The following is a 19,483-nucleotide window of genomic DNA, read 5'->3' on the forward strand; positions in this document are numbered from 1 at the left end:
CTCCGGCCTTCAGGCCATGCGGCCGCGAGATATGGTACACGGTACATCCCCCTCCGGCTAGCCCGAGCTCCGCTGGATGGCCCGGGCAAGGCGCAGGTGAAGCGCGTGCCCTCCGCCCACACACACCACATGGGCGACCAGCCGCTCCCCGAGGAGCGCGAGATCCCCGAGCAGGTCCAGGATCTTGTGCCGGGCGGGCTCGTCCGGGAACCGCGGCAGGTTGAGGAACCGGCCGCCCTCGAGCACGAGGGTGTTGTCGAGGCTGGCTCCCCGCGCGAGACCCTTCTCGTAAAGGGCCTCCGCGTCCTCCAGGTATCCCCACGTGCGGGCAGGGGCGATCTCCGACACGAAGCGCTCCGGGGTGACCACCAGCCCGTACGCGCAGGCCTCCCGGCCCCGGAGGGGCACCACGTAGGTCACCCGCAGATGGGCGTCCGGAAACGCCGCGGCGAACGCCTCACCTTCCCGGACCCACACCGGTTCCGCCAACCGGCGCTCGGGCACCTCCTCCGGCAGCTCCCGGGTTCCAGCCTCCCGGAGCAGCTCCACGAACGGCAGGGCGCTGCCGTCCCCCGCGGGGACCTCCGGCCCCTCCACCACCACCCGGAGGGCGGTAACGCCCAGGGTCCACACCGCGGCGAGGAGGTGCTCCACGGTCCGCACGCCGCCCACCGCCACGCCGCGGGCCGTGTGGGAAACCGCATCCAGCCGACAGGGAATCTCCCGATCCCCCACCAGGAGCCGGATGCCCGGCCTCTCCGAGGGGAGCAACCGCAGGTGGGCGGGTTCTCCCGTATGGATGCCGAGGCCGGAGTACACCACGGGCTTCGCGATGGTCCGGTGCCTCCTCATGGCCTCAGGAAGAGGTGAAGGGGAAGATAGGAACCCGCAGAGGGCACGGTGAGGAGCGTCACCGTGCTGCTCCCCGCCGGGGGGAGCGGTACCGTGAGCAGGTCCCGCGCGCGGCCCGCGGCCAGGTACGAGAGGTCCAGGAGCTGTCCGTTCGCCACGAACGCGGCGTACGCGGGACCGCCCGCGGCCCGCACCGCAACCCGTGCCTCCCTGGCCTCCGGGCCGGGGTTGGTGAGTTCCAGGAGGAGTCGATAGAGGACCCCGTAATCGCCCACCAGGACCGCCTCCGTGAAGAGGTCTCGGAGAGCCCGGCTCGCGCCCACCTCCACGGTCTCTGAAGCGCCCACGGCAAGCCGCCGACGTACCTCCAGCACGGGATGCGCGAACACCCCGCGGGGATGGCCAGTGGGTTCGGGCTCCAGATCGGGCAGGGGGGCCGGGTCCAGCACGTACGAAGGCCGGAGGCCCACGCGGATCTCCAGCCCCTCTCCCTCCAGGAGCTGTGCCTGGAGGAGTCCCGAGACCACGAAGCCCACGGGGAGATGTTGGGTCCAGAAGGTGAAGGCGCTGTGGGGAGGGAGTTCCAGCACGTAGCCGCCTCCTGAGGCCACCAGCTGCAGAAACCTCCTGGCCGCCGCGTGCCCCGCGGCCATGGTGTCGTGCCACGGCCGAGGAGCGGCCACCTGGAGGTGGATCCGCGCAGGCTGGGGCCCGGGGTTTTTGAGGCGCACGAGGACCACCATCCCGCGACCCGTGGCGTTCTGGTGGTGGTAAAGCAGGCGCACCGCCTCCCCGGGGCCGAGCCGCTCGGCGAGCAATAGACCGGGAGACCGCAGCCGCTCCGGGTTGTTGCTCACCACCAGCCGCTTGGGATCGGAAAGCGGGAGGAGAAGGTTGAGGAGGCGCACCCAAACGGTCCGCGCGAGGGGAGCCCCGGAGGGGTGCCGCGCCTCCACCCGGACGGGAAGAACCACCTCCTCCCCGGGCTCCAGGAGGGGAACCCCGGGGAGCCGGATCTCCACCGTGGCTCCCGGGAGGCGCCGGACGGTCTGTTCCAACCGCCGTGCGATGGCTTCCCGGATCACCTCCGCATCCGCGGGATTCCCCGTCACCTGAACCTCGAGGGATTCGGGGAGTTCCGCGGCGGGCGGACGGCCTAAACCCGGGAGCGCGAGCAGGAAAACCCCCAGCAGCGCGACGGAGACCCGCATGAGGGGGATCAGGGGGTTTCCCGCTCGCGGCGCATCCGCCGCACCATCTCCCGCAGCAGGGCGCTCTCCCGCAGCACCTCCCGGTGGGGCCGGGCGGGGAACCCGGAGACCACCGCCCCCGGCGGCACGTCCTTCGTCACCCCGGAAAGTGCCAGGACCACCGCCCCCCGGCCGATCCGCACGTGGTCCCCCACCCCCACCTGCCCCGCGATCACCACGTCGTCCTCGACCACCGTGCTCCCCGCGATCCCCGTCTGCGCCGCGATGAGGCACCGCCGGCCGATGCGCACGTTGTGGGCGATCTGGACCAGGTTGTCGATCTTGGTGCCCGCGCCTATCCGGGTCTCGCCCAGGGTGGCGCGGTCAATGGTCGTGCCGGCTCCCACCTCCACGTCGTCCTCCAACACCACGATGCCCACCTGCGGGATCTTGCGGGGTCCTTGCGGCTCGCGGACGAAGCCGAAACCGTCCGAGCCCAGCACCGCGCCGCTGTGCACGATGACCCGGTCTCCCACCACGCACCGCTCTCCCACCACCACGTGGGGATAGAGGATGCAACGGGAGCCCACGCGCGCGTGAGGGCCGATGTACACATGGGGGTAGAGGATGGAGTGCGCCCCGATGCGGGCGCCCTCCTCGATCACCGCGTAGGCGCCCACCGCTACCCCTTCTGCCAGCTCCGCGGTGGCCGCGATGGCCGCGGTGGGATGAACGCCCGAGGGGTGGATCCGCGTCGGGCCCAGGGCCTCCAGCAGGATGGCCAGGGCCTGGCGGGGCTCAGGGACCACCACGGCGGGGAGGTCTTGGGGAGCCGCTTGGGACACCACCGCGGAGGCCCCCCGGGCCCGCGCGGTCTCCAAGGCCCGGGGGGTATAGCACACCACCACCGCGCCCGGCCCGGCCTCCTCCGGGGCCGCCACCCGGTCGATCTCCACGGAGCCATCTCCTACCAGGACTCCGTCCACCAGCGCCGCGAGCTCCTCCAGCCGCATGGCCGCTCACTTCAGTCGCTCGATGACCTGATCCGTAAGGTCACGCACGTTCCCGGAGTACACCCCGGACTTCACCAGCACGATCCGCACCCGCTCCCGCCGAGCCACCTCCGCCACCACCTCCCGGACCCGCCGGTTGAGGCGGTCCTCCAGTTCCTGCTTGAGGCGCTGGAGCTCCAGCAGATAGGCCTGGCGCTGCTGCTCCAGGGCCTGAGGGCTCAGCCGAGCTGCGGCCGCCGCGAGTTCCGCGGCCATCAGCTTCTCCCGGTCGTTGAGCTCCTTCTGGTAGCTGAGGGCCAACACGCTCTCGTTGAGAATGCGCTGGGTGTCCACCACGCCGACCGCGGGTCCCCCGCAGCCCGAGAGGGCCAGAACGAAGAGCGCGAGCACCACCGCCTTCCGCATTGTTTCCTTACCTCCGCCGAAGCCGCTGCAGCACCTCGTCCGTGATGTCGAGCCCTCCGGGGGCAGAGAGGTGCCGCACGAGCACCACGTCCAGCTTGCGCTCCAGGGCCACGGCCGCGACCTCCACCCGCACCTCCGCCAGGAGGGTCGCCTCCAGGTTCTGCTGCTGTGCCCGCAGCTCCTGAACCTGCCGCGCGAGCCGCTCCACCCGCAGCCGTTCTTCCTCCAGGTACCGTTCCTGGGCCCGGCGGCCGAGCTCCTCCAGGGCCCGCCGGGCCTCTTCCACCGCGGTCCGTTCAGCCTTGCGGGCCTCCTCCACCGCCTGCTGGATCTCCCGCCGGGCCCGCTCCCGGGCCTGTTGATTCAGGGTCTCCTGGTAGGCCTGCAAAAGCTCCCGGAAACGCCGCTCCCGCTCCCGGGCGGCCTCCGCCAGCTGCTCCTGGAGTTCCCGCTCCCGCGCGGCGATCCGCTGCCGGGCCTGAACCTCCAAGGCCTGGGCGTAGGCCTGGAGCTCCGCGTTGGCCTGCTGCCGGATCTCTTCCAGGTACGCTTCGAACTGCCTGCGCTGCTCCTTCTGGAACTCCTGGACCTTCTGGTCCCGCTCCCGCTGCAGGCGCTCGTACTCCGCCACGAGCCGATCCACCTCCTCGCGGCTACCGGGCTGCGCCACCTCCAGCTTGAGACGGAGGTTTAGGAGGCGATCCCGGTAGACCCGGGCGGTCTCCTCCTCGTAGGCCCGGGTGGCGGCCTCCAACTCCTTGCGGCGCTCCTCCACCTTCGCCTCCAGCGCGGCCTGCATCTCCCGCTGGCGGGCCGTGAGCTGGGCCTGCTGTTCGGCCTTTACCTGCTCGGCGAACCGGTTCAGCTCCGCCCGGGCGTTGTCCTGGAGGACCCGCATCTCCGCTTGGAAGGCGGAGCGCAGCTGCGCGGCGTGGGCTTCCAGCTGCCGCTGCGTCTCCGTCCGGATGCGCTCCTGGATCTCCCGCACCCGCCGCTCCAGGGCCTGCTGGATCCGTGCGGTGGAGGAGGGGATCGTCGGAGGGCTGAGCCGCGGAGGCACGGGCGGCGTTCGCAGCTCGGCCTCCAGCTCCAGGATGCGCCGGCGCAGCTGTGCCAGCTCCTGCCCCCGCGGATGGGCCTGCAGGACCCGATCCAGGTCCACCGTGCCGATCCGCACCGCCCGGAGCACCGGCAGAGCGGAGGGAGAGGGAGACGCCGCAGGGCGCGGGGATGCGGGCGCGCATCCCAGGAGCAGAAGGCTCAGCGCGCAAACCGGACCCAGGGCTTTCCCCATCACTTCGCTGCTTTGAGTTCCTTGATCACCGCGTCCGTCAGGTCCGTCCCGCCGTAGAGGACCACGGTCTTGTTGAGCACCACGGAGATCCCGTTCGCCCGGGCCACCTTCTCCACGGCCGCCCGAATGTCCCGGTCCAGGCTCGTCAGCAGCTCCGCCTGCTTGCGCAGGATCTGTTCCTGGACCTCCCGGAGGATGCGCTGCTGCTCCGCCGCGGGCTTCCCCTGGGCTTGCTTTCGGGCCTCCGTCATCTTCGCACGCGCGAACTGGTTCAGGGCCTCCTCCGCGGAGGCCTTGCGGGGGTGCGCGTCCAGGGCCCGCTGCATGTCCACATACCCGATGACCACGGACTGGCTGAACCCCACGGACCCGGAAGCGCCGACCCCCCAAGCCACTCCCGCCAGGGCCACCACCGCCGCCGCCGCGATCAGCAGGGCTTGCGTCCTGCGTTCCATGGCTCCCTCCTGCGTTCGCCTTCGAGAAAAGCCCTCCGCATGGTATCACAGAGGGTCTGGCCCCCCTAGAAGGGGTTGCCGAACTGAAGCCACGTCTGCGTCTGCCCTCCCGGACCGATGGCGTAGTCAATCCGGATGGGCCCGAGGGGCGACTGCACCAGCACCCCCGCCCCGTACGAGAGCTGGGGCTGCTCCAAAAGCCCGAATCCGGAAGCGGCCACGCCTCCCGCGTCCACGAAAACGGCCAGGGTCACGGACTCCAAGCCAGGCGCGAAGACCCGGAGAGGCAGCCGGTACTCCAAGCTGGCCAAGGTCATGCTCTGCCCCCGCAGGGCGCCGATGGGAAGACCCCGCACGCTCTGAGGACCGCCCACGAGGTACTGCTCCTGCAGCGGGAGGTTCCCCGCGGAAACCCCGGCGCGGACCCTTCCCACGAGGGTCCCCTGCCAGACGGGAACGTAGTGCACGTACTCCGCGAGGAGCTTCCCGAACTCGAAGTCCCCTCCCAGCAGCCGCGTCCCGTAGTCCAAAAAGGCGGAGGCATTCTGTCCGCGGGTCGCCGCGAAGGGACGGTCCCGGCTGTCATAGGTGGCCTCCACCCGGAAGGCGTGCACGAGCCCGCGGGAGAACTGGATCTTTGACCCGTCCCCTTCCAAAACGACGAAGTCCCCCCGGTCGGTTCTGAGTCCCAGGGAGAGGCTCAGGGCATCCGTGAGCCGGCGGCTGAGGGAGACGCTGCCTCCCTCCAGCAGCTGGAGGTACCGCACCCCTAGGACCCGGTCGTCGAACAGCTGCGCGGTGTCGTGCAGCTCCAGGGAGAGGGCCTGTCCTCGCATCCCGAACCAGGGATCCCGGTACTGGATGAGGAGGTTCTCCGTGGGCAGCCCGGAAAGGAGGCTCGCCTCTTGGCCGGTCAGGGAGGTGAGGTTGCGCTCGTAGCTGAGGGCCACGGAGCGCCCCATGCCGTGGAGGTTGCGCTCCGTGTACTGAACCCGGCCCAGGAAGCCCGCCTGCGGGCTGTAGCCGACCCCTCCCCCGACCTCCCGACTCGGACGCTCCTCCACCTCGATCACCAGAACCACCTTGTCCGGATCAGACCCCGGCTGGGGGTTGGCCCGGACGTTCTCGAAAAGTCCCGTGGCGAACACCTCCTGCAGATCCCGCTGGACCCGGGGGAGGTGGAAGAGGTCATTCTCCCGCACCTGGAGGACCCGTTGGACCACCACGGGCCGGGTGCGCCGGAGCCCTCGGACCTCGACGCGTTCCACCCGCCCTTCCCGGATCTCCACCCGCAGCACCCCTTCCCGGAACTCCACGTCCGCCACCCGCACCAGGGGATACCCCCGGTCCTGGTAGAGCTTCTCCACGTTGCGGGCCCCCGTCCGCAGATCCACGGTGTTGAGGACCCTCCCCTCCTGCACCCCCAGGGCTTCCCGGATCTCCTCCGTGGAGACCGCGGTGTTCCCCGTAATCTCCACCCGCTGCACCACGGGGTTCTCCACCACCAAGAACACCACCACTACCCCTTCCGGGACCGGCTGGATCCGGACCAGGACGTCCGCGAACCAGCCGCTTCCGAGGATCTGCTCCACGTCCTGCCGGATCCGGTCTCGGTCCAGCAGCTCCCCTGCACGGGATCCGATGCGGCCGAACACCACCTCCGGCGGGATCCTCTGGAGCCCCTGCACCTGGATGTCCACGATGCGCTGCGGCCCCTCGGGGGTGGGCCCTGGGCTCGGAGCAGGCTCGGGAGCCTGCGCGTCCAGCCGCGGGTTCAGGGCCAGCGTCGCCACGAGGGCCGTGAGGAGCGGGATGTTGCGTACGCGGAACCGCAAGCGTGCCCTCCTGTCCGGGGATCTGATCCGCCTTTCCAGGTTCCCACCGTTCCGAACCTACCACACGAATCGGCTCCGGAGGAACACGAGCCAGATGTTCCGGGTATCGTAAGTCAGGGTGAGGGCCAGATTGGGACTGAACCGGTACTCCAGGGACCAGATGAACTGCAGGGGATCCGTGAAGGTGGTGGTGAGGGCCAGGTAGAGGTTCTGCAGGAGAAGTCCCCCCACCCGCAACCGCAGGGGGCGCTCGGAGTCGTACTCGATGCGCAGCTCCTCCAATCCCAGAGCCCGTCGCACCCGGGCCGCGAACTCGCCCAGCACCAAGCGGCTCAACTGCTGCCGAAGCAGTTCCTCCACGTCCCCCCGAACCGCGGACGGAAGGCCAACTTCCCCGGCCAGGAGGGCCCCGAGCCGTTCAGGAGGAAGGGGGGGATCGCTGGTCAGCTGGACCTGCAGGTCTCCCGGCGGGCCCTCGAGGTTGGCGAACACCGTGACGCCTTGGACCTCCGTCCGGGCGCGGGCGGAGACAAAGGGCGTGGTCCCCCGGAAGCGCTGAAACTGGGCGGAGGCGGACTCCACTCGGAAGGTACGGCCCAGGGCGGTGAACTCCCCGTCCCTTCCCGTCACCGTACCCTCCAGCTCCGGCCGGGCGGGACTGCCCGCGAGGTGCAGCCGGCCCGAGACCGCGAGGCGCACCGGTCCTGCCACCGCGAAGAGTCCCTCCCCGGCCACGAGCTCCAGATCCAACCGCAGGGGGACAAAACCGGTCCTCCCGGGGACACCCCCGCCCTCCGCCATGGGGAGGATCACCTCTCCGGCCCGCAGGGTCACGCGGCCGCCGAGCCGGGGCTGTTGTACGGGGCCCTCCAGCAGCAGCCGCGCATCCACAAGTCCCCGGTAGACCGGGGTCTGCATCCGTGCCTGAGAAGCCGTAAGGGAGAGATGGACCTGGTCGGGGCGGAGGGCCTGGAAGGCGAGCTCCCCGCTTGCCTCAACCACTCCCTCCCCTAGCCGGCCGTGCAGGTCCTCCAGCCGGGCGACCTGCCCATCGAACCGGATCCTCCCCGAGACCCCTTCCAGGGCAGGACGGAAGGCTCGGAACTGCACCCTGCCATCCGCAACCCCTGCCTCCCCCTCCCAACGGGGGGAATCCGGGGTTCCCGAGACTCGGAGGTGCGCGGTGAGGACTCCGGAGGCCGCCTCCACCAGGTGCGGGAACCAGAGATGCAAAATGCCCAGATCAACCCGGTCCGTGCTCGCCTCGAGGGAAAGGGGCCGGGAAGGGTCCACCCGGAGCGAGCCGGACCGCAGGGGAAGCCGTCCCGCGGCTCGGGCCCGGTATCCGCTTTTCTCCGCCAGCACCTGCTCCAGTACGAGCTCCCCCTCCCGGTAATAGGCCTGCCCCAGGACCCGATCCACCTGCACCCCCGCAATTCCCACCTCTCGGGCCTCCAGGGAGAGCCCGGCCACTGGTTCCTGCCGGGTCCCTGACAGCTGCAGGGTGAAGTCCAGGGTGCCGAGGAGTGGGGTACGGATTCCCGTAAGCGCTCGGAGGGCCTCCAGCTCGATCCCTTCCCCGCTGAGCTCGATGTCCGTCTCGCCCGTGAGGTTGAACGTCCCCTGAGCCCGGATGACACCCTGTCTGGCTTCGAGTTCCAGGGATCGGACGGTTACCGCGCGACCCTGCAGTTGGAGTTCCCCCGCGGCCCTCCGGATGGGATATCCGCCAAGGTGGCCGTCCACGAGGGCGAGGGCCAAGGTCGCGGTGAGGTCCTCCATGGGGCCCCGGAGCGTGAGCCGGCCGGTGAGATCGCCGTCGGCGGAAAGAGGGCTACGGCTGAGGCGCAGGAGCGTCCCGAGCCGTCCGGACTCCGTCCGGAGCTGGAGGTCGAGCGTGGGGATCTCTTCGAGGCGAACCGTCCCCTCCAGGGTATACCGTTCGGAGCCCCGGGCCATCTCCAGGGGCCCCAGGGCGAGTACGCCCGGTCGCCACGAGACCACCCCCCCCGCGGTACCGAACCGCAAGCCGTTGAGGGCCAGATCCCGGGAGCGAACCTCCGCGGACACCACGGGCTGCCGCGGCGTCCCCCGGACGGTTCCCACGAGATCCACGCTTCCCTGCACCTGGATGGACGGCACGCGGAGCGCCCCCACTTCCTCCAGCCGGAGCCCGTGCAACGAGAAGTCCAGCTCCACCTGCTCCGGTCCCACCTGTCCGGCGAGGCGCAGATCTCCCCGATCCGTCTCCGCCTGTAGGTCCTCGATCGCCAGCCGGGCCGCCTCCCACCGGACATGCGCCCGGGCAGCCCGCACCCGCTCCCCGGCCACGGCAGCGTCTCGGAGGCGGAGGACGCCCTCTACCCTGGGATGCCGGGTGGTCCCCCAGACCCGCACCACACCCGAGACCTCACCCGTTACCGGAACCGGGAGCTCCAGGAACCGACCGAGCCGGCCTACCTCGGCCCCTTCCGTCCGCACGAGGAGATCGAGGCGCCCCTCTCCTCCCAAACCGACTTCCCCCTCCATGCGGTAAACGTCCTCCCCGTCCCGCACCGAGACCCCGCGCAGCTGGAGCGTCCGACGCGTGAACACGAGCCCTGCCACGCCTTCCTGGAAGCGGATGGGTCCCATCTTCCCCCCCTCCACCCGCACCCGCCCCTCTCCCCGGGGATCCACCACCGTACCCCCGATCCGGCCTGCGAAGTCCAACCTCCCCTCTACGGGGACCTTCAGGCCCAACAGGGTCCCCACGCGGGAGAGGGGGACGTTCCTGGTCACCGCGAAGAGGTCCAGGGTCCCCGCGGTGGACACGGTCCCCTGCACCCCAAGCCACGCCTCCCCGAGGTCAGCCGTGGCCGCTCCCAGCCTCAGCCTTCCCTCTCCGTAGGCGAAGGCCGCGTCAAGCCCGCGGAAGGGGACGCCGAACGCCTCCCCAGGTCCCGTGCGCAGCGCCCCCTGGACCCACACGCCCTCCGGCCCCCCCATGGCGAGGAGGATGCCCGTGGCGCGGAACCGGATGGGGGCCTCCAGGCCCAGGGTCCGGACCACCTCCGCGGGAACGTCCCGGAGGGAAGCCGCCAGCACGAAGCGCGGACCCGAGGGGTCCAGGAGAAAATCTCCCCGCACGACCCCGCCGGAGAGGGAGACGCGGAGATCCGAGAGCGCCACGAGCCCGGAGTCGTAGGCGAAGCGGGATTCCACGGCTTGCAGGGACTGCTCCGCCACCACGAGGGAAGGGGACCGGAAATGCCCGGTGAGGCGCAGGGCCTCTGGGGGGCCTACTAGGCGCACCCGACCACCGAGCCGGCCCCGGACGGGCAACGGGGTCGGCAATAGGCGCCGCAGGAGGCGGGTATCCAACTCCCTGGCGAGGACGTCCAAATCCAGGAAGCCCCCGCCTGCCAACGACGCCTCGCCCCGCACGGTGGCCACCCCCCCACCGACCCCCACCCGGAGCCCCTGGAGCTCCAGCCTGGAGGTGGTGAGCCGGACGGGACCGTCCGCGACGATCCGGATGCCCTCGGGGAGGAAGGAAAGGCTCAGCGCCCGGAGCCGGAGGCTCCCACTCCAGTCCGTGCGGCCACCTCCGCCCCTGTACAGCCGCACGGAACCGGAGACGTACCCTCCCTCCCACCGCACCCTGGGATGGGGCACGAGATAGGCTCCCCACGGGCGCGCGGGGACCTCCTCCGCCCGCACTTCCAGGTCCAGGGCGCCCGCATCCCCGCGGATCCAACCCCTTGTCTCCACGGACGCGGGCTGCCGGGCAAGGGCCCGCCCGCGGAGGGAGAGCCGCACCAGGGGGAAGTCCTGCAGGAGGAATTCTCCGGACAGATCCTCCAGGGAGGCCCGGAAGGCAGGACGCCGGGAGGTGTCGAGGAGGTGCACCCGTCCCCCTCGGATGGCTACGGTTCCGGTGAAGGCCGGTTGCGCCGGGCCCGCGGGAGGCGCCCGGAGGAACAGGTCCTCGAGGTTCCACCGACCCCTCTGATCCCGCTCCAGCAGGAGGAAAGGCCGTGTCAGGACGACCCGGCGCACCGCGGGCAGAACCCTCCGGGGACCCCACAGGAGGTCCTGGAGGAGGGCGTGCGGATCGAACTCCACGGTGACGCGGGGGATCTCCAGGAAGACGCCTTCCCGCAAGCTCCGACCGCGGGCCACCCGGACCTTCTCTGCCACCACCCCGTGCCAGGGAATCCCCCGGAGGGAGCGGATCCTCACCTCCCGCCGGAGCGCTTGAGCCAGGGCACGCTCCGCGGCGTCCCGGACCGCTTCCTCCAAGGCGCCGCTGCGCACCAGGTAGACCCCGCTCCCGACCAGACCGAGGAACCCCGCACCGAGAAGGAACCCGATCCCGAGCAGGAGGCGTCGCATGAACGCCCGCGTGGGAGGTCCCTCACTCCACCACGATGGGGATCACCACCTCGCCCCGCACCACCCAGTCCGTGGGCAGGATCTCTCCCGCGAACGCATCGAAGTAGATGAAGCGCTTGGCGGGATCGTCGGAGGGCGGGATCCCCGCGGGGATCAGCTGGAGGAGCACGTCCGTGTTGCGCCCGAAGCGCTCGAAGAACTCCAGTTCCTGATCTAGGCTGTCGAACCGCGTGGGCTGCGGTTCTCCCGCGGTCCTGCTCAGCAGAAGGCTTGTGGGATCCACGGTCTCCCGGGAGCTGCCGGCGCTGCCGGCCACCAGGAGGGCCGGGCCCTTTGGGAAGTTCTCGGGGACCTGGATCTCCACCACCCGGGTGCGCTCCTCCTCCTGGAAGGGCCGCAGGCGGATCCGCACCCGGAGCCTTCCGCCCTGCGGAACCGTCCGGCTCTCCGCCTGTACCTCCACCACGGAGGCGATGCGGGGCCGGCGGGTAAGCACCACCTCCACGGAGAGGTCTACGGGCTCCAGGGGAGCGAACTCGTTGTGGAACAGGATGCGGACCGCCTCCACCACGTCCAGCACCGCGGCGGCGGCCACATCCCGGGCGCTGTAGACCCGGTTCGTGCGCTCCAGAAGCCTCGGGAGCCCCTGCGCCCGGGCCGTGATCCGCACCTCTGCGGTCCCTCCTCCGGAGGCGTCCCACGCCCGCTCGATGCCGGAGAGCACCACCGTGGGGATGAAGGCCTGGGCGAGGTCCCGGCGGCGGACCATGTGGGTTCCCAGCCTGACGCTGCGACCTCCATCCTGATCCACCACCCGGACCACCACGTTGAACACCCGGGGGAGGCGTCCCAGCTCCCCACCGATGCCGGCCGCGCGATCCTGCGTCACCGTGCCGACCGCGCTCCCGAGATCCCCTTCCTTGAAGGACATCTCCAGGCCTCGCACCACCGTGTGGATGTAGGCGGTGGTGAGCAGGTACGCGCTCTCCCCCGAGCCCAGCATCTGGTGGCCGAAGGCGAGGAATTGCGGGCCGCGCCGGTACGTGAGGGTCCCAAAGGTGACGAAGTTCACGTCTCCCCGGGCCAAGGCCACGCCCACCGCGCTCCCGGGAACGAGGGGCGCTTCCGGGAACCGGCCGATCCCTCCGTAGCCCTGGACGGGGACCACGGGAAGGCTGCGGAGGGAGGCCCGCAGGAGGCGGAAGGCCCGCTCGCCGAGCCCGGAGGCCACGAGGGGGGTTGCCACGGGTGCGAAGGCGGGGATCCCCGTACGGGCGGAAGCCGCCCGGCCGGAGGCCACATCCCGGGCGATGAGGACCCGATCCACGATGCGGGCTTCTAGCTGCAGCGGCCGATCCAACCGTGCAAGGCCGGGACGGCCCTCGGAACGCCGCCCTGCCTCCAGGATTTCCAGCATCCGCTCGATGGGCGTGAATAGCCCCAGGTTCTTGTCCGGTCCCGCGAACACGTAGCTGTAGGAAAGCGCGCCCGCGAGCCGGCCCCCGATGTACATGGGGCTTCCGCTCATCCCCGCCGCCACCCCGCCCGCCTGCTCGATCACGGGCCCGTAAGCCCGGAAGAGCACGAGGCGCCCCGAAGGTCCGTCCGTGGTCCCCAGGACCTCGAAGGGGAACTCCTCCACCCGCGTGCCCCGGATCACCGTCCGGCCCACCCCCCGCATCCCGGGCCGGATCTCCGCAAGCCGCATGAACTCCTCCTGCCCCGCGGCAAGGGTGCCAGGGAGGGCGAGGATCACGGCCACCAGCACCCACCCGCATCTCTTCATCCGATCGACCCTCCAGCTCCCTCAAGATGCCCCCGGAGCGCTCCTCCGCGGTGGCTCCATGCCATCACGGGCCTCTCGGTGCGGAGGTCACCGCGGCGCGAGGCGCACCACGGGATCGCCGATCTGGATCCGCTGTCCTGCGCGTACCAGGACCTCTGCCACCACCCCGTCCCGGGGAGCGCGCGCCGCCACCTCCCGGGGCTTGGTGCTGGTGCGGACGTAGACCAGCGGATCCCCCTCCCTCACCCGCTCTCCCGCGGAGACGACTTCCACCACCACGCCGCCGATGGTGGCCCGTACGAGGTCCGGATCCGGGGAGGGGAGGGAAGCCGCGTCCGTCAGCCGGGCCCAGCCCGGGATCCCCAAAATCAACGCCAAAACCGCCGCGCGCCGCATGGCCCTCTCCTCCGTCAACGGACCTCCCGGGTCGCCGGTTCCCCCGCGAGCGGGGAGGCGGGGTCGAAGGGCTCCGGAAGGCGGTCCGAAAGCCCGAAGTGCACCCGCAGGATCTGGCGGATGCGCACCGCGGCCCGGCCGTCCCCGTAGGGATTGGTGGCATTCGCCATCCGGGCGTGAGCCTCGGGGTCCCGAAGCAGCCGGCTCGCCTCCTCCACGATGCGGTCCGGATCCGTTCCCACCAACTTCGCAACTCCCGCCTCGATCCCCTCCGGCCGCTCCGTGGTCTCCCGGAGCACGAGGACGGGGGTGCCGAAGGTGGGAGCCTCCTCCTGCACCCCTCCCGAGTCCGTGAGGATGAGGTAGGCCCGGCGCTCCAGGGCCACGAAGGGGCCGTAGTCCGGAGGATCCAGGAGGTGCACCCGAGCCAGATCCCGGAGCTCGCGGAACGCCACCTCCCGGACCACGGGATTCCGGTGCACGGGGAAGACCACCTCCACGTCCTCAAACCGCTCCACGAGGACGCGTACCGCCGCACAGATGCGCCGGAGGGGCTCCCCCCAGTTCTCCCGGCGGTGGGCGGTGACCAGGATCATGCGGGCATCCGGGCGCACGGGCAGCCCGGGATCGGGGGAGGGGTCCCGCGTGGTGATCCACCGGAGGGCATCGATCACCGTGTTGCCCGTCACGTGGATGCGATGGGCCTCCACCCCCTCCCGGAGCAGGTTCTGGCGGGCGATGGGCGTGGGGGCGAAGTGGAGGTCCGCCAGAACCCCGGCCATGCGACGGTACATCTCCTCGGGGAAGGGGTGGTACTTGTTGCGGGTGCGCAACCCCGCCTCCACGTGGGCGACGGGCACCCGGTGGTAGAAGGCCGCGAGGGCCCCGCAGAAGCTGGGGGCCGCATCCCCCTGCACCAGCACCATCTCGGGCCGCACCCGGCGGATGCACGCGTCCAGACCCTCCAGGGTACGGGCGGTGACCTCCGTGAGGGTCTGACGGGGCCGCATCACGTTGAGGTCCACGTCCGGGGTGAGGTGAAAGAGTCGCAGAACCTGGTCCAGCATCTCCCGGTGCTGGGCGGTGGCCACCAGGACGGGGGCGAAGGCGGGATCTGCCCGCAGCTCGAGGACCACGGGCGCCATCTTCACCGCATCCGGTCGGGTGCCCACCACCACGAGGAGAGGAATCGGCCGCATCCGCTAGGTTCGGGAGACCTCGGATCCGCGGGTCGGCGTGCGGTGCAGGAGTCCCAGCCGCCAGGCAGAGACCCAGAGGCTACCCCCCAAAACGAGGGCCAGCAGGACGGAGATCTCGGGCCGCACGCTCCCCGCGATCCACAAGGCGAGGACGGCGAGGAGCGCGGAAAGCCCGTACAGCAGGAACACCGTCTGGCGCTGCGAGAGTCCCCGGTCCAGAAGCCGGTGATGGAGGTGTTCCCGATCTGGCTGGAACACCGGTACCCCCTTGCGCACCCGTCGCACTATGGCCAAGGCGGTGTCGAGAATGGGAATCCCCATGGCCACGAGCGGGACCGCCAGGCTGATCACGGTGAGAGTCTTGAACATCCCCACCACGGAGATGGCGCCCAGGAGGTAGCCCAGCAGCAGGGCTCCCCCGTCGCCCATGATCACCCGGGCGGGGTTGAAGTTGTAGCGCAGAAAGCCCACGCAGCTTCCGACCACCGCGGCGCACAGCACCGGGATCCCCGGCCCGCTCCGCAGGGCCGTGGCCGCGGCGAAGAAGGTGGCCGCCACGATGGCCGCGATCCCTGCCGCGAGCCCATCCACCCCGTCGATGGAGTTCATGGCGATGGCCGCGGACCCCACCCAGGCCACGGTGAACAGCTGGCCCAGCACCCCGAGGGGCACCAGCTTCCCGGTGAGCGGGTTGGTGAGGAAGGGGGTGGTGACGCCGAAGAGCACAGGGATGGCGGCCGCGAGATAGATCAGGGGGAACTTGGTGCGGCCCGGAAGCTGCCGGAGGTCGTCCACCACCCCCAGGGCGGTGATCGCCACGGCCCCCAGGACCACGCCCAACAGCCGCCCGTCCACGGGGCCATAGGGGATCGCCAGCACGAAATGCTTCGGCTCCCGCACCAGGGCGATGGGGCCCGGAAGGGGCAGGGTGAGGAGCGCGGAGAGGAAGATCCCGCAGAAGAGGGCGACCCCGCCCAGGCGCGGGAGGGGCCTGCGGTTGATGCGCCGGCCGCCCGGGTAATCCACGGCTCCCGTGCGGCGGGCGATCCAGCGGGCGGTGGGCGTGGTCCAGTAGGTGACGAACCAAGCGACCACGGCGCTCACCACGTACGGCGGGATGAACATGCTCCCTCCTAAAGGATCACCTCCGCGGGCTGCGGCTCCTCCAACAGCTCGCTCACGGAGGTGTTCTCGTGGATGCTCAGGATGGCTTCCGCCACCAGGCGGGCGATGGAGATCACCCGGATCTTCTCGATGCGCTTGTGGGGCGGGATGGGGATGGAGTCCGTGACCACCAGCTCCCGGATGGGACTCGCCTGGATGCGATCCACCGCGGGATCCGAGAGCACGGGGTGGGTGCAGCAGGCATAGATCTCCGCCACCCCGCGACGGACCAACGCCTCCGCGGCGGCCACGAGGGTTCCCGCGGTGTCCACGATGTCGTCGACCAGGATGGCGGTGCGCCGGTACACCTTCCCGATCACGTGTACGATCTCGCTCACCTGGTTGGGCTGTTCCCGGCGCTTATCGCAGACCGCCACGGGAGCCCCGATGGCCCGGGCGAAGTCCCGGGCCCGCTTGAGGCCCCCGATGTCGGGGGAGACCACCACCACGTTGGCTAGGCCCTTGCGGAGGAAGTAGTCCGCGAAGAGGTTGCGGGCGGTGAGGTGGTCGAGGGGGATGTCGAAAAAGCCCCCCACCTGCCCCGCGTGAAGATCCACGCAGAGGATGTGGTCCGCGCCCGCCCGCACAAGGAGGTTCGCCACCAGCTTCGCGGAGATGGGTTCCCGGGGGCCCAGCTTCCGGTCCTGGCGGGCGTACCCGAAGTAAGGGATCACCGCCGTGATGCGACGGGCGGAGGCCCGCCGCAGGGCGTCCAGAATTACCAGGGCCTCCACCAGGTTCTCGTTCACGGGTGGGCAGGTGGGCTGGAGGAGGAAGCAGTCCCGCCCCCGCACGCTCTCGTCGATCCGCACCCGGACCTCCCCGTCCGGAAAGCGGGAGACCACCATCTCCGCGAGCGGCACGTCGAGGTGCGCGGCCACCCTGCGGGCCAGGGCCACGTTCGCGGTACCGGCGAAGAGCTTGGGGGGGTCCTGCCTCATCTTTCCGACTTCGGTTTCACGGTACGGATCACCCGCGCGGGAACACCCACCGCCACCGCGCCCGGCGGGAGGTCGTGGGTCACCACCGTCCCGGCTCCCGTCACCGCCCCCGCACCCACCCGCACCGGGGCCTGGAGCATGGTATCGCTTCCGATGAAGGCGCCGTCCTCGATCACCGTCTGCTGCTTTCCAGCTACACCATACCGCAGATTGCAGGTCACCGTCCCTGCCCCGATGTTCACCTCCCGCCCGACCTGGGCATCCCCCAGATAGGAGACATGGTGGACCTTCGTGCGATCCCCGATCCGCGCGTTCTTCAGCTCCGCGAAGTTCCCCACTTCCACGCCCCGGCCCAGCACACACCCGGGCCGCAGGTGCGCGTACGGACCGACCCGGGAGCCCTCCCCGATCTCGCTGTGCTCCACCACGGACCACCACACCCGGACCCCGTCTCCCAGGCGGGCGGAGATGAGGTGCGCTCCCGGACCGAGGGTGCACCCCTGTCCTATCACGGTCTCCCCCTCGATCACGGTGAACGGGTGGATCACGGTGTCCGGGCCGATCCGGGCCCGGGGGTCCACGTAGGTGGTGGCGGGGTCTATGACCGTGACCCCGGACGCCATCAGTTCCTCAAGGACCCTCCGGCGCAGCGCCGCCTCCGCCTGGGCGAGCTCCTTCCTCGTATTGATGCCCATAACCTCCTCCCCCCCTTCCACCCGCAGGATCCCCACCCGGCTTCCTCCCTCCCGAAGAAGCCGGAAGGCGTCGGTGAGATAATACTCCCCCTGGGCGTTGTCCGCACGGAGGTGGGGCAAGACCTCCCGTAACCCCCTCGCCTCGAAGCACCCGACCCCCGTATTCACCTCCTGGACGGCCCGCTCCTCCGGTGCCGCATCCGCCTCCTCCACGATCCGGTCAAAGGCACCATCCGAACTCCGGATCACCCGGCCGTAGCCCCTGGGGTCCGGAAGCAGGGTGCTCACCAGGGTGGCCGCGTTGCCCTCCGCCCGGTGTCGTTCCAGGAGCAGCCGGAAGACCTCCGTGCGTACGAGGGGGGTGTCCCCGTAGACCACGATCACGGGGCCCTCGAACCCCTCCAGGTGGGGCAGGGCGCAGGCCACCGCATGTCCCGTGCCGAGGGGATGGGCCTGAACCGCCACGGACACTTCCTCCGGGAGCGCCGCCCGCACAAGCTCCGCGCCCTCGCCCACCACCACCACGAGGGGGCCTTGCACCACGGGCCGCAGGGCTTCGAGGACATAGAGGACCATGGGGCGGCCGCAGAGCGGGTGGAGGACCTTGGGGAGCCGGGAGCGCATGCGCTTGCCCTTCCCCGCGGCCAGGACCACCGCCGCCACACTCATGTCCAACCTTCCGTATTGACCGCCGGAGATCCGGCCGGTAAGGTTTTGGTGGCCTCGCCGGGCGCGGGGCTGAGGGGAGTAACCGGCGGCGGCTTACGGCGTGGTGCCGAAGCCGGCGTGGTCCGATCGTCAGGACGGCGGCCGAGGTGGTCGCCCGGTCGGGCCTGTGGTGCGGCTGCACGGTGAGACCTCCGGCGTTGCTGCCGGAGGTCTTTTGTTTTGCGCCCTCTATCCGGCAGGCGGAGCGGGGAGATGAACATCGAGACGATCCTGTGGGTCGTGTTCCACGTGGTGGTGGCGGGAATGCTGGCCGTGGACCTGGGGGTGTTCCAGCGCACCCCCCACAAGCTCTCCCTGCGGGAGGCGGTGGCATGGAGCGTGGTGTGGATCGTGGCCGCCCTCTTCTTCAACGCGGGCGTTTGGGTTCTGGAAGGACCCCAGCGGGGGATGGAATGGCTCACCGCCTACCTCGTGGAGAAAGCCCTGAGCGTGGACAACCTCTTCGTCTTCCTCGTTATCTTCACATATTTCGGGGTGCCCGGCCACCTCCAGCCCCGGGTGCTTCTGTGGGGGGTGCTGGGCGCGGTGGTGATGCGGGCCACCCTCATCGTCGCGGGCGTGACCCTGGTGCACCTCTTCCACTGGATCCTGTACTTCTTCGGGGCCCTGCTGGTCTACACCGGCTGGAAGCTCCTCCGACACCGGGACGACGAGCCCGTGGACCCCTCCCGGAACCGGGTCCTGCACCTGGTGCGGCGGTACTTCCCCGTGACGGAGGACTACGGCCGGGGCCGGTTCTTCGAACGGCGGGACGGGAGGGTGTGGGCCACCCCCCTCTTCCTCGTGGTGGCGGTGGTGGAGAGTACCGATCTGATGTTCGCCATCGACTCCATTCCCGCGGTGCTGGCCATCACCCACGACCTGTTCATCGCCTACACCTCCAACATCTTCGCCATCCTGGGCCTGCGGGCGCTCTTCTTCGCCCTGGCCGGGATCATGGAGATGTTCCGGTACCTGAAGTACGGGCTCTCCGTGGTCCTCATGTTCATCGGCGTGAAGATGCTCATCGCGGATCTCTACAAGATCCCCATCGGGGTCTCCCTGGGCGTGGTGGCCACCATCCTGGCCGGCAGCGTGCTCGCCTCCCGTCTGATCCCGGCGCCGGAAGCGCCGGAGCCCCCGGCCTCCTCTCCGGAGTAGTCGAAGCCCATG

15 protein-coding genes are annotated in these 19,483 nt (G+C 70.4%); 1 reads left to right on the forward strand and 14 read right to left on the reverse strand.

The genetic code is table 11. From position 1 onward, the window contains the following. Nucleotides 1-57 precede the first annotated feature (57 nt). The 14 genes from QN206_11290 to glmU form a co-directional block, all read right to left on the reverse strand. Nucleotides 58-852 (reverse strand): UDP-3-O-acyl-N-acetylglucosamine deacetylase, encoded by a 795-nt coding sequence (locus QN206_11290; protein ID MDR7615389.1) that lies wholly within the window; start codon nucleotides 850-852, stop codon nucleotides 58-60. Further along, nucleotides 849-2,063, reverse strand: a complete 1,215-nt coding sequence (locus tag QN206_11295) for a hypothetical protein (GenBank protein MDR7615390.1) — start codon at nucleotides 2,061-2,063, stop codon at nucleotides 849-851. Before QN206_11295 ends, QN206_11290 begins: the two co-directional genes overlap by 4 nt. An 8-nt stretch (nucleotides 2,064-2,071) precedes the next feature. Next, on the reverse strand, nucleotides 2,072-3,055 hold the full coding sequence (lpxD, locus tag QN206_11300) for a UDP-3-O-(3-hydroxymyristoyl)glucosamine N-acyltransferase (protein ID MDR7615391.1): 984 nt from the start codon (nucleotides 3,053-3,055) through the stop codon (nucleotides 2,072-2,074). Between the two features lie 6 nt (nucleotides 3,056-3,061). Further along, on the reverse strand, nucleotides 3,062-3,460 hold the full coding sequence (locus QN206_11305) for an OmpH family outer membrane protein (GenBank protein ID MDR7615392.1): 399 nt from the start codon (nucleotides 3,458-3,460) through the stop codon (nucleotides 3,062-3,064). A 7-nt stretch (nucleotides 3,461-3,467) separates the two neighbouring features. After that, nucleotides 3,468-4,637 (reverse strand): OmpH family outer membrane protein, encoded by a 1,170-nt coding sequence (locus QN206_11310; protein ID MDR7615393.1) that lies wholly within the window; start codon nucleotides 4,635-4,637, stop codon nucleotides 3,468-3,470. A gap of 116 nt (nucleotides 4,638-4,753) precedes the next feature. Further along, the gene (locus tag QN206_11315; GenBank protein MDR7615394.1) at nucleotides 4,754-5,209 is read right to left on the reverse strand and encodes an OmpH family outer membrane protein; all 456 of its coding nucleotides are present in this window, start codon (nucleotides 5,207-5,209) and stop codon (nucleotides 4,754-4,756) included. Nucleotides 5,210-5,274: 65 nt separating this feature from the next. Next, complete coding sequence (locus QN206_11320) at nucleotides 5,275-7,044, reverse strand: FtsQ-type POTRA domain-containing protein (GenBank protein ID MDR7615395.1); 1,770 nt, start codon at nucleotides 7,042-7,044, stop codon at nucleotides 5,275-5,277. A 57-nt stretch (nucleotides 7,045-7,101) separates the two neighbouring features. Then, entirely contained in the window at nucleotides 7,102-11,421 is a 4,320-nt protein-coding gene (locus QN206_11325) for a translocation/assembly module TamB domain-containing protein (protein MDR7615396.1), read from the reverse strand. Between the two features lie 22 nt (nucleotides 11,422-11,443). Beyond that, on the reverse strand, nucleotides 11,444-13,207 hold the full coding sequence (locus QN206_11330; GenBank protein ID MDR7615397.1) for a hypothetical protein: 1,764 nt from the start codon (nucleotides 13,205-13,207) through the stop codon (nucleotides 11,444-11,446). 87 nt (nucleotides 13,208-13,294) lie between these two features. Continuing rightward, nucleotides 13,295-13,603, reverse strand: coding sequence for a biotin/lipoyl-containing protein (locus tag QN206_11335; GenBank protein ID MDR7615398.1), 309 nt, complete (start codon nucleotides 13,601-13,603; stop codon nucleotides 13,295-13,297). A 14-nt stretch (nucleotides 13,604-13,617) separates the two neighbouring features. Beyond that, nucleotides 13,618-14,802, reverse strand: coding sequence for a UDP-N-acetylglucosamine 2-epimerase (non-hydrolyzing) (gene wecB, locus QN206_11340; GenBank protein ID MDR7615399.1), 1,185 nt, complete (start codon nucleotides 14,800-14,802; stop codon nucleotides 13,618-13,620). A gap of 3 nt (nucleotides 14,803-14,805) precedes the next feature. Then, on the reverse strand, nucleotides 14,806-15,927 hold the full coding sequence (locus tag QN206_11345) for an MraY family glycosyltransferase (protein ID MDR7615400.1): 1,122 nt from the start codon (nucleotides 15,925-15,927) through the stop codon (nucleotides 14,806-14,808). A gap of 8 nt (nucleotides 15,928-15,935) precedes the next feature. Beyond that, nucleotides 15,936-16,907 (reverse strand): ribose-phosphate pyrophosphokinase, encoded by a 972-nt coding sequence (locus tag QN206_11350; GenBank protein MDR7615401.1) that lies wholly within the window; start codon nucleotides 16,905-16,907, stop codon nucleotides 15,936-15,938. Continuing rightward, nucleotides 16,904-18,271 (reverse strand): bifunctional UDP-N-acetylglucosamine diphosphorylase/glucosamine-1-phosphate N-acetyltransferase GlmU, encoded by a 1,368-nt coding sequence (gene glmU, locus QN206_11355; GenBank protein MDR7615402.1) that lies wholly within the window; start codon nucleotides 18,269-18,271, stop codon nucleotides 16,904-16,906. The genes QN206_11350 and glmU overlap by 4 nt, the downstream gene beginning before the upstream one ends. A 252-nt stretch (nucleotides 18,272-18,523) precedes the next feature. Here glmU and QN206_11360 point away from each other — a divergent pair, with 252 nt between their 5' ends. Continuing rightward, entirely contained in the window at nucleotides 18,524-19,471 is a 948-nt protein-coding gene (locus QN206_11360) for a TerC family protein (protein ID MDR7615403.1), read from the forward strand. The last annotated feature ends 12 nt before the right edge of the window (nucleotides 19,472-19,483 follow it).

This window comes from Armatimonadota bacterium (assembly GCA_031460175.1).
In the GTDB taxonomy this organism is placed as follows: Bacteria; Sysuimicrobiota; Sysuimicrobiia; order Sysuimicrobiales; family Sysuimicrobiaceae; genus Sysuimicrobium; species Sysuimicrobium tengchongense.

Bases quoted from the DNA above. Each gene is read 5' to 3' on its own strand.
- QN206_11290 (MDR7615389.1), bottom strand. From the start codon at position 852: ATGAGGAGGCACCGGACCATCGCGAAGCCCGTGGTGTACTCCGGCCTC.
- QN206_11295 (MDR7615390.1), bottom strand. From the start codon at position 2,063: ATGCGGGTCTCCGTCGCGCTGCTGGGGGTTTTCCTGCTCGCGCTCCCG.
- lpxD (MDR7615391.1), bottom strand. From the start codon at position 3,055: ATGCGGCTGGAGGAGCTCGCGGCGCTGGTGGACGGAGTCCTGGTAGGA.
- QN206_11305 (MDR7615392.1), bottom strand. From the start codon at position 3,460: ATGCGGAAGGCGGTGGTGCTCGCGCTCTTCGTTCTGGCCCTCTCGGGC.
- QN206_11315 (MDR7615394.1), bottom strand. From the start codon at position 5,209: ATGGAACGCAGGACGCAAGCCCTGCTGATCGCGGCGGCGGCGGTGGTG.
- QN206_11325 (MDR7615396.1), bottom strand. From the start codon at position 11,421: ATGCGACGCCTCCTGCTCGGGATCGGGTTCCTTCTCGGTGCGGGGTTC.
- QN206_11330 (MDR7615397.1), bottom strand. From the start codon at position 13,207: ATGAAGAGATGCGGGTGGGTGCTGGTGGCCGTGATCCTCGCCCTCCCT.
- QN206_11335 (MDR7615398.1), bottom strand. From the start codon at position 13,603: ATGCGGCGCGCGGCGGTTTTGGCGTTGATTTTGGGGATCCCGGGCTGG.
- wecB (MDR7615399.1), bottom strand. From the start codon at position 14,802: ATGCGGCCGATTCCTCTCCTCGTGGTGGTGGGCACCCGACCGGATGCG.
- QN206_11345 (MDR7615400.1), bottom strand. From the start codon at position 15,927: ATGTTCATCCCGCCGTACGTGGTGAGCGCCGTGGTCGCTTGGTTCGTC.
- QN206_11350 (MDR7615401.1), bottom strand. From the start codon at position 16,907: ATGAGGCAGGACCCCCCCAAGCTCTTCGCCGGTACCGCGAACGTGGCC.
- glmU (MDR7615402.1), bottom strand. From the start codon at position 18,271: ATGAGTGTGGCGGCGGTGGTCCTGGCCGCGGGGAAGGGCAAGCGCATG.
- QN206_11360 (MDR7615403.1), top strand. From the start codon at position 18,524: ATGAACATCGAGACGATCCTGTGGGTCGTGTTCCACGTGGTGGTGGCG.